This is a genomic window from Polaribacter sp. WD7 (assembly GCF_003335085.1).
In the GTDB taxonomy this organism is placed as follows: domain Bacteria; phylum Bacteroidota; class Bacteroidia; order Flavobacteriales; family Flavobacteriaceae; genus Polaribacter.
This window is the reverse complement of the sequence record NZ_QPEJ01000016.1, coordinates 481,902-491,923: the sequence shown is the minus strand read 5'-3', so window position 1 is coordinate 491,923 and position 10,022 is coordinate 481,902. Positions and strand designations below refer to the sequence as shown.

The following is a 10,022-nucleotide window of genomic DNA, read 5'->3' as shown; positions in this document are numbered from 1 at the left end:
GCCCAATAGCGCCGATGGTACTGCATTTATGTGGGAGAGTAGGTCGCTGCCTTTCTTTACAAAACCTCATATCTTATAGATATGAGGTTTTTTTATACTTAAATTTTTAGTTTCTTGTAATATTAGAATTAAAAAACTCTCAAAAACTATAATTAGCTTTAGAACTTTATAATTAGAATGGTAAACTTTATTATTTCAATCTATTTAACAAAAATAATGTTTGAGAGGATATTAGTCATAAAAAGTATTTTTATGAACTAATACACTTACTTTAGCACATAAACTCAAATAAATGCTGTCTTTTTAATTCTAATTTAGGTAATTTATTTAGTATTTATACTAAGACAAAGAAACTTTATGTTTTAATTCTCTAGTAAATTAAAAAAGAAGTAAAATACTCATCAATTATAGCCCTCAATTTCCGTGTTTATATTTATAGTTAATTGAGTAGACTTTATCCTACATTACTTTAATTCATTATCAAGTAAAGAGATTTTATTTTATAATAGGTTAGTATATATTATTACTTTCAAAAGATGAATTCCCCTATGTTTAGATAAGATGTGTTTTATTGTATTATTGTTTTATAGGTAGTTATGGCATTATACAAACAAATTATATTTTTTGTAATTAGCAATAGCTGTATAAAATTAATAATTTATAATACAGTTAGATTTTTATTTCTTACGCTTTTGTCTCATAATAAAAAAAAACTCATCAATATTATTGATGAGTTTTTTTAAGTGTTAATTTGAGTTTTTACATGGCTATTAAGTCGCCTGTAACATCTTTAGAAGGTAATTCTGATTTTCCCATCAAATATAAGTCCACTTGTCTAGCAGCTTCTCTACCTTCAGAAATAGCCCAAACTATTAAAGATTGTCCTCTGCGCATATCTCCTGCTGTAAAGATATTAGGAATATTAGTTTGATATTTTCCATAATCAGCCTTGTAATTAGAACGAGCATCTCGTTCTAAACCTAATTTTTCAGCTAAAGTATTTTCTGGCCCCGTAAATCCGAGAGCTAATAGAGCTAAATCACAGGGCCAAGTCTTTTCTGTACCTGAAATTTCTACTAATTCAGGTCTTTGTCCTGGTACCATTTTCCATTCAACATTAACTGTTTTTAATGCAGTTAATTTTCCATTTTCATCTTTTACAAACTCTTTGGTGTTTATTAACCAATTACGTTTCACACCTTCTTGATGAGAAGATGAAGTTTTTAGTTGTAGTGGCCAATAAGGCCAAGGAGTTTGAGGAGAACGTTCTCCTGGTGGTTTTGGCATTATTTCAAAGTTTACCACAGATTTTGCGCCATGTCTATTTGAAGTACCTATACAGTCTGAACCAGTATCACCACCACCAATAACGATTACATTTTTATCTGTAGCCATTACTTGATTTTTAACCTCTTTACCGAATAAAGTTTTAGTTTGCTGTGTTAAAAAATCCATAGCTTGTACAACACCGTCAGCATCAATACCAGGTGTTGGTAAACTACGTCTTTCAGTAGCACCACCACAAAGAACTACTGCATCAAAAGCTTTTAAATCTTCTACATTATAATTTACACCAACGTTTATGTTAGTTTCAAACGTAATTCCTTCTGCCTTTAAAATAGCGATTCTTCTGTCTATGATTTCTTTTTCCATTTTGAAATTAGGAATACCATAACGCAATAAACCTCCAACTTCATCATCTCTTTCAAAAACAGTAACTGTATGACCCGCTCTATTTAATTGTTGTGAGGCAGCTAAACCTGCAGGACCAGAACCAACTACAGCGATGGTTTTATTAGTTCTTGTTTTAGGGGGTTGGGGTTTTATCCAACCTTCTTTAAAAGCACGTTCAACAATGTTTTTTTCGATATTCTCAATAGATACAGGGTCCTCAATAATACCCAATACACATGATTTTTCACAAGGTGCAGGACATAATCTTCCTGTAAATTCTGGAAAGTTATTTGTAGAATGAAGAATCCACGATGCTTTTTGCCATTCACCTTGGTGAACCATATGGTTGAAATCTGGTATTAGATTTCCTAACGGACATCCACTGTGACAAAATGGAATACCACAATCCATACAACGAGATCCTTGTTTTTTTATTTCTTTTTCTGAAAGAGGAACTGTAAATTCTTTATAATTCTTTACACGATCTTTTACAGATACATATTTTTCATCTTGTCTTTCAAACTCTTTAAATCCTGTTATTTTTCCCATGACACTATGCTGTTGTTAATTCTTCTACCATTGGTTCTTCCGTTTCTAAACGTTTTAATGCACGTTTGTATTCTGTAGGCATAACTTTTACAAAGTTGTTTATATTAGTTTCCCAATCTTCTAATAAAGTAGCACCTTTTTTACTGTTTGTATACAGAACATGTTTTTCTATAGTTGCTTTTAAATCTGCAGCATCTTCACCCACCACTTTTTCAAACTCTATTGTTTCGGTATTGCAAAGCCCATTAATAAATTTGTTCTCAGGATCGTATACATAAGCAATACCACCACTCATACCTGCAGCAAAATTTCTACCTGTTTTACCAAGTACAATTACTTTTCCACCTGTCATATATTCACAACAGTGATCTCCAACACCTTCTATTACAGCAGTTGCTCCAGAGTTACGAACTGCAAAACGTTCTCCTGCGATACCATTAATGTAGGCTTGACCATTTACTGCACCGAATAAACACACGTTTCCAACAATAATGTTTTCATCTGCAATAAAGTCAGCTTCAGCTGGTTTCTTTATAATTAATTTTGCTCCAGATAATCCTTTACCTAAATAATCATTTGTGTTACCCTCTAAAGTAAATGTCAATCCAAAGGCACCAAAAGCACCAAAACTTTGACCAGCAGAACCTGTGAAGTTAATATTTAAAGTGTCTTCAGGTAAGCCTAAATGACCGTAAATTTTAGAAATTTCATTACTTACAATTGCGCCAACAGTTCTATTAATATTTATAATAGGATACGACAAGTTCATCTTTTCTTTACGATATAAAGCTCTATGTGAGTCTTTTAAAATTGTAAAATCTAAAACGTTATCTAAATTATGATCTTGTTGTTCTGTGTTTTTCACTACGCTTTCTCTATAAGAAGAAGGTCTATGTAAAATACTTGACAAATCTAGACCTTTAGCTTTATAATGAGTAATGGCTTTGTTAGCATTAATTTTATGCGTTTGTCCAACCATTTCAGATAGTGTTCTGAAACCTAATTGTGCCATTATTTTTCTCAATTCTTCTGCAACGTAGTAGAAGAAGTTGATTACGTGTTCAGGTGTACCTTTAAAGTTTTTACGTAATTCTTTATCTTGTGTTGCGATACCAACAGGACAGGTGTTAAGGTGACATTTACGCATCATAATACAACCAGAAGCTACTAAAGGAGCAGTTGCAAAACCAAATTCTTCTGCACCTAATAATGCTGCAATAGCAACATCACGACCTGTTTTTAATTGTCCGTCACATTCCACAACAATTCTGCTTCGTAAATCATTTAAAACAAGAGTTTGTTGTGCTTCAGACAAACCAAGTTCCCAAGGTAAGCCAGCATGTTTTAATGAGGTTAAAGGAGAAGCTCCTGTACCACCATCGTATCCAGAAATCAGCACAACATCAGCTTTAGCTTTTGCAACACCAGCGGCAATAGTACCTACACCTACTTCTGATACTAATTTTACATTAATTCTGGCTTCACGATTTGCATTCTTTAAGTCAAAGATTAATTGCGCTAAATCTTCAATAGAATAAATATCATGATGAGGAGGAGGAGAAATTAATCCCACAAAAGGAGTTGAATTTCTTGCATCTGCAATCCAAGGTAAAACTTTGTGTGCAGGTAATTGACCACCTTCTCCAGGTTTGGCTCCCTGAGCCATTTTAATTTGAATTTCTTTAGCATTGGTTAAATAATGAGAGGTTACTCCAAATCTACCAGATGCAACTTGTTTAATGGCAGAATTTCTACTATCTCCGTTAATATCTTTTTGGAAACGTTTTCTATCTTCACCACCTTCACCAGAATTGGATTTCCCTCCAATTCTATTCATTGCAATTGCTAAGTTTTCATGAGCTTCACGAGAAATGGATCCATATGACATTGCACCTGTTTTGAAACGTTTAACAATATCTGTCCATGGTTCTACTTCTTCAAGTGGAATAGGGTCTAAGTTATCAAACTCAAATAAACCACGAATAGTCATTAAATTTTCTGCTTGCTCGTTTATTGCTTTTGAGTAAATATCATAACTTTTTTGGTCACTCAAACGTACAGCTTGCTGCAGTTTAGCAACGGTTGTAGGATTAAATAAATGGCGTTCTCCATTACGTCTCCATCGGTAATCTCCACCAATATTTAAACCTAATTTTTTATCTATTTGATTGTTAGGATACGCTTGTTTGTAGCGTCTACTAATTTCTTTTTCTATTTCGTACAACCCAATACCTTCTATTCTAGAAGCAGTATATGGGAAATATTTTTCTACAAATTGTGAGTTAAAACCAACAATTTCAAAAATTTGAGAACCTCTGTAAGAGTGTAATGTAGAGATTCCTATTTTGTTCATTACCTTTAAAATACCCTTACCAATTGCGTAATTAAAATTATCTACAGCTTCTTGTTCATCAAGATCAGTGATAAAGCCTTCTTTTACCTGCATTCTGATAATTTCATTTACCATATAAGGGTTTATCGCACTTGCTCCATACCCAAATAAAGTAGCGAAATGATGTGGCTCTCTAGGTTCTGCAGATTCTATAATGATATCGAAATATGAACGTTTACGTAATCTGTTTAATTGATGATTAACATAAGAACATGCTAACAAAGCAGGAATTGGTGCATTCTCTTGATTTACACCTCTGTCAGAAAGAATTATAATATTTGTTTTTCTTTCTATAGCTTTTTCTACTTGTAAGATAATATCATCTAAGGCATCTTCTAGACCATTTAACCCTTCTGATTTTGGATATAGAATTTGAATGGTTTCTGCTTTAAAACTTTCAATATCTATGGTTCTAATTTTTTCTAAATCTGCATTAGAAATGACAGGGTTTTGAATTCTTAATTTTCTACACTGTCTGTCTGTAATGCTGAATATATTTCTGTCTTTTCCTAAATTAAGACTAATATCGGTTACAATATTTTCACGGATTCCATCTAAAGGTGGATTGGTAACCTGTGCAAATAACTGTTTAAAATAGTTAGATATTAATTGTGGTCTGTCAGATAAAACAGCTAAAGGAGTATCTATACCCATAGATCCTAATGCCTCTTTTTTATTTTGAGCCATTGGCGTAATTACTTCTTGAATATCTTCAAAAGTGTAATTAAATAAACGTTGACGCGTTTTAATATCAATGGTTTCAATAGGACACGTTTCATTGGTATAAGCAACATCTTTTAAATGTAAACGTGTTTTATCTAACCATTTTTGATATGGTCTTTCAGAAACAATTTTATTTTTGATTTCTTCATCATCAATAATTCTTCCTTCATTCATATCTACCAAGAACATTCTTCCTGGTTCTAATCTACCATGTTTTTCAACATCAGAAGGAGCTACGTCTACCACTCCTACTTCTGATGACATGATTAGTTTACCACTTTTGGTTAGTGTATATCTAGAAGGTCTTAATCCGTTTCTATCAAGTAAAGCTCCTATATAATCTCCATCAGTAAAAGGTACGGAAGCAGGACCATCCCAAGGCTCCATAATACAAGCATTATACTCATAGAATGCCTTTTTTTCTGGAGACATGGTTTTATGTTTTTCCCAAGCTTCCGGAATCATCATCATCATAATCTCAGGTAATGATCTATCTGTATGGGTTAGTAATTCTACTACCATATCCATAGAAGCAGAATCTGATTTTCCTGGTAATATTATAGGAAAAAGTTTATCAATTTGTGGTCCGAAAACATCACTTTTCATGATTTCTTCGCGTACACGCATTCTGCTTACATTACCTCTTAAGGTATTGATTTCTCCATTTTGACACATGTGTCTGAATGGTTGAGCAAGTTCCCAAGTAGGCATTGTGTTGGTGGAAAAACGTTGATGTACTAAGGCTAAACGCGTTACTAAATCTATTTCTTGAAGGTCTAAATAATAAGGTCCAATATCTTCTGGCATTATAATACCTTTATAGATAATAGTTGTTATAGATAAACTTGGTACGTAAAAATAATTAGCTTCAGAAATTTTAGAATTTCTAATTTCATGTTCTGTTATTTTACGAGCAGCATATAACTTAGCTTTAAAAGTAGCTTCATCTATGTCTTCAGTTTTACCAATAAAAAGTTGTTCTATATTTGGTTCTGAAGCTAAAGCTATCTCACCTAATTGAGAAGAATCAACAGGTACTTCTCTCCAACCTAAAACTGATAAGCCTTGATCTTTTACTTGGTTTTCGAAAGTAGTTTTACAGAAATTGTATTGATTTTCTACTTTTGGAAGAAATACCATTCCAACAGCATAATCTCTCTGATTAGGAAGTTGAAAATCACAGACACGGGTAAAATATTCATGAGGGATGTCTATTAATAGACCAGCACCATCACCTGTTTTTCCGTCTGCACTAACACCCCCTCTATGCTCTAATTTTACTAGTATTTCTAGGGCATCGTGTATAATTTGATTTGTCTTTTCTCCATTCAAATTACATATAAAACCAGCTCCACAATTTTCATGTTCAAATTCTGGTAAATACAATCCTTGTTTCTTCATGTTCTGTTCAATTAAGTTCACAAATTTATGTATTTTATTGAAAAAGGCTTAATGATATCTACTTTTTAATAAGATTTTTATGATGAAAATAAAAATACTCTAAAAAAAATTTATTTATTTTAATATAAATCTTTTTTATTGTGATATTCATAAAAACAAAAAAAAACACCTTAAAAAAATGTTTTTAAGGTGTTTGGTAACTAAAAAAATAGTATTTAGTTTTCGTTTAGACGAAAATCTGGATAAGCATCCATACCATGTTCATGGGTATCTAGTCCTTCTAGTTCTTCTCTTTCTGTAACTCTAATACCTATAGTTTTCTTTAGAGTGTATATTATGATAAAAGATGTTGTTAAGCAAAAAAGAGCATAAGAACCTACACCTATTAATTGACTTATAAACTGATCTAACCCAGCAAGGTTTCCAAAAAGACCTACAGCTAATGTACCCCAAATACCACAAACTAAATGAACAGCTATAGCACCTACGGGATCATCTAGTTTTAATTTATCTATTAAACTTACCGCAAAAACAATAATAGCTCCTGCAACTGCGCCAATAATAATAGCGTCTGTTGGAGACATTTGATCTGCCCCAGCTGTAATACCAACTAATCCTCCTAAAATTCCATTTAAAAACATAGTTAAATCTAAGTTCTTAAACATGATAGTGGATACCATAAAAGCAATTACACCACCAGCTGCAGCTGCTAAACATGTAGTTACTAGTGTTAAAGATGTTAATGTAGGGTCAGCAGATAATACAGAACCTCCATTAAATCCGAACCATCCTAACCATAAAATTAAAACACCAGCAGTAGCTAAAGGAATATTATGACCTGGAATTGCTTGTATTTTTCCATTTTTGAACTTCCCAATTCTAGAACCTAATAAGCAAACAGCTACTAAAGCAGCCCAACCACCTACAGAATGTACTAAAGTAGAACCAGCAAAATCATAAAAAGGAGTTTCTAATTGATCTAAGAATCCGCCTCCCCATTTCCAAGATCCAGCTATAGGATACACAAGACCTACATAAATTAATGTAAAAATCATAAAAGGTCCAATTTTCATTCTCTCTGCTACAGCACCAGATACAATAGTAGCAGCTGTTGCAGCAAACATTCCTTGAAATAAGAAATCTGTCCAATAGGTATAACCTTCATTATATGTTAAATCTAAAGCTCCTTCAGCAGTTAAAGGAGATGATAAACCAAATCCTGCAAAACCAAATATACCAGAAGATCCTTCTGCAAAACCGGGATACATTAAGTTAAAACCAACTAAACAGTATAAAAGTAATCCAACAGTAATGATGAATATATTTTTGAATAAGATGTTTATTGTATTTTTTTGTCTTGTTAAACCGATTTCTAAAAATGCAAAGCCTAAATGCATAAAGAAAACCAGCGCTGTACAGATCATCATCCATACGTTATTTGTTGTTAAAAGTTCCATGTTGATTGTTCTAGTTTTATTAATTTAATGTTTCTCCTCCTTTTTCTCCTGTTCTAATTCTGTAGGCATCTTTAATATCGCTCACAAATATTTTACCATCTCCAACTTCTCCTGTAGAAGCAGCATTGATAATTGTTTTAACAGTAATCTCTTCGAAATCGTCATTTACAACAATTGCTAAATGTCTTCTTTGAATATCACTTGTACTGTAGCTAACCCCTCTGTATACGTGACCTTCTTTTTCGTTACCCAAACCAGTAACATCCCAATAAGAAAAGAAGTTTACACCAACTTCATGTAGCGCTTCTTTAACTGCTCTAAATTTGGATTTCCTAATAATTGCTTCAATTTTTTTCATGATTAAATTAAATTAGTTAATGATAGTTTATACTTTTTGTTTAAAGTTTGCGAAATTACTAAAAATATTATTGAAACTAAAAACACACAACCTTCAGAGAAAGTTGTGTGTTTTTTATGAATACTAAAAAATAGTATTTGTAATCTTTATTTATCTTCCATATCTCTTACTCTTTTTCCTGGGTAAGCAATAGAACCGTGTTCAGAAATATCTAATCCTTCAATTTCAACTTCTTTAGTTACACGTAATCCCATTGTAGCTTTTAAGATTGCTAATACAATGAATGATAATAAAACAGCCCAAACAGCATATGCAACAACACCTATAGCTTGAGCACCTAATTGAGCAGCACCACCACCATTGAATAAACCAATACCAGCGTCACCATCTACACCCCAAAGACCAATAACTAAAGTACCCCAAACACCTGCTATACCGTGAACAGAAAAAGCACCAATTGCATCATCAATCTTTAATTTCTTCTCTACAAATTCTATAGAAAATACAACTAAGATACCACCAATTAAACCAGCTAATACAGCACCACCAGCAGTCATGTTACCACAACCAGCAGTAATACTTACTAAACCAGCCAAAGCACCATTTAATGTTTGACCTAAATTAGGCTTACCATACCAAATCCAAGTGGTAATCAATGCACCTAAACCACCAGCTGCAGCAGCCAAGTTTGTAATAAGTACTACGTTAGAAGCTCCTATAGCATCAGCACCACCCCAAGCTAATTGAGATCCACCATTAAAACCAAACCAACCAAACCAAAGGATAAATACCCCTAAAGTTGCTAAAATTTGGTTGTGCCCTGGTATAGGTAATACTTTACCGTCTACATATTTTCCAATTCTAGGACCTACCATATAAGCAGCTACTAATGCAGCCCAACCACCAACAGAGTGTACAATTGATGAACCTGCAAAGTCAATAAATTCAGCTGGCATAATACCATCTGTATCATTTAACCATCCACCATTCCATTCCCATCCACCTGATATTGGGTAAATAACAGCCGTCATTACTAAAGAGAAAATAATGTAAGTAGTATATTTTGTTCTACCAGCTATTGCTCCAGATACAATAGTTGCTGTAGTTGCAGCAAACATTGTTTGGAAAAATAAATCTGCTCCTTCACCTTGGAATAAACCACTCCAGAAGAACCAACCGTTAGAAGTATCTCCATACATTAAAGAGTAACCAACTAACCAAAAAGTTATAGAGCCTACACAGATGTCTAGTAGGTTTTTCATCGCAATGTTAACTGCGTTTTTAGATCTTGTCATACCAGATTCTACTAGTGTAAAACCTGCTTGCATTAAGAAAACTAAGATACCTGCAATAAGCATCCAAAGCATTCCCATATCTCCGTTTACTTGTTCTAAAACTTTTGCAGCTTCAGAAGCAGGAGCGTCTTGAAATAATGTTAAAAATAAACTCATAATATAATTTTTTGGTT

The 10,022-nt window shown here is 33.0% G+C and carries 5 protein-coding genes; all 5 read right to left on the bottom strand.

The annotated features are described in order from the left end of the window. Positions 1-759: 759 nt before the first annotated feature. Complete coding sequence (locus DUT90_RS06365) at positions 760-2,223, bottom strand: glutamate synthase subunit beta (protein WP_114426321.1); 1,464 nt, start codon at positions 2,221-2,223, stop codon at positions 760-762. 4 nt (positions 2,224-2,227) lie between these two features. Continuing rightward, positions 2,228-6,739, bottom strand: a complete 4,512-nt coding sequence (gene gltB / locus DUT90_RS06360; protein ID WP_114426320.1) for a glutamate synthase large subunit — start codon at positions 6,737-6,739, stop codon at positions 2,228-2,230. Positions 6,740-6,954: 215 nt separating this feature from the next. After that, on the bottom strand, positions 6,955-8,196 hold the full coding sequence (locus DUT90_RS06355) for an ammonium transporter (RefSeq protein WP_114426319.1): 1,242 nt from the start codon (positions 8,194-8,196) through the stop codon (positions 6,955-6,957). A 19-nt stretch (positions 8,197-8,215) separates the two neighbouring features. After that, the gene (locus tag DUT90_RS06350) at positions 8,216-8,554 is read right to left on the bottom strand and encodes a P-II family nitrogen regulator (RefSeq protein ID WP_114426318.1); all 339 of its coding nucleotides are present in this window, start codon (positions 8,552-8,554) and stop codon (positions 8,216-8,218) included. 146 nt (positions 8,555-8,700) lie between these two features. After that, positions 8,701-10,005, bottom strand: coding sequence for an ammonium transporter (locus tag DUT90_RS06345; protein ID WP_114426317.1), 1,305 nt, complete (start codon positions 10,003-10,005; stop codon positions 8,701-8,703). Positions 10,006-10,022 lie beyond the last annotated feature (17 nt).

Excerpts from the sequence above, each read along its gene's own strand:
- DUT90_RS06355 (WP_114426319.1), bottom strand. The coding sequence starts at position 8,196 with ATGGAACTTTTAACAACAAATAACGTATGGATGATGATCTGTACAGCG.
- DUT90_RS06365 (WP_114426321.1), bottom strand. The coding sequence starts at position 2,223 with ATGGGAAAAATAACAGGATTTAAAGAGTTTGAAAGACAAGATGAAAAA.
- gltB (WP_114426320.1), bottom strand. The coding sequence starts at position 6,739 with ATGAAGAAACAAGGATTGTATTTACCAGAATTTGAACATGAAAATTGT.
- DUT90_RS06350 (WP_114426318.1), bottom strand. The coding sequence starts at position 8,554 with ATGAAAAAAATTGAAGCAATTATTAGGAAATCCAAATTTAGAGCAGTT.
- DUT90_RS06345 (WP_114426317.1), bottom strand. The coding sequence starts at position 10,005 with ATGAGTTTATTTTTAACATTATTTCAAGACGCTCCTGCTTCTGAAGCT.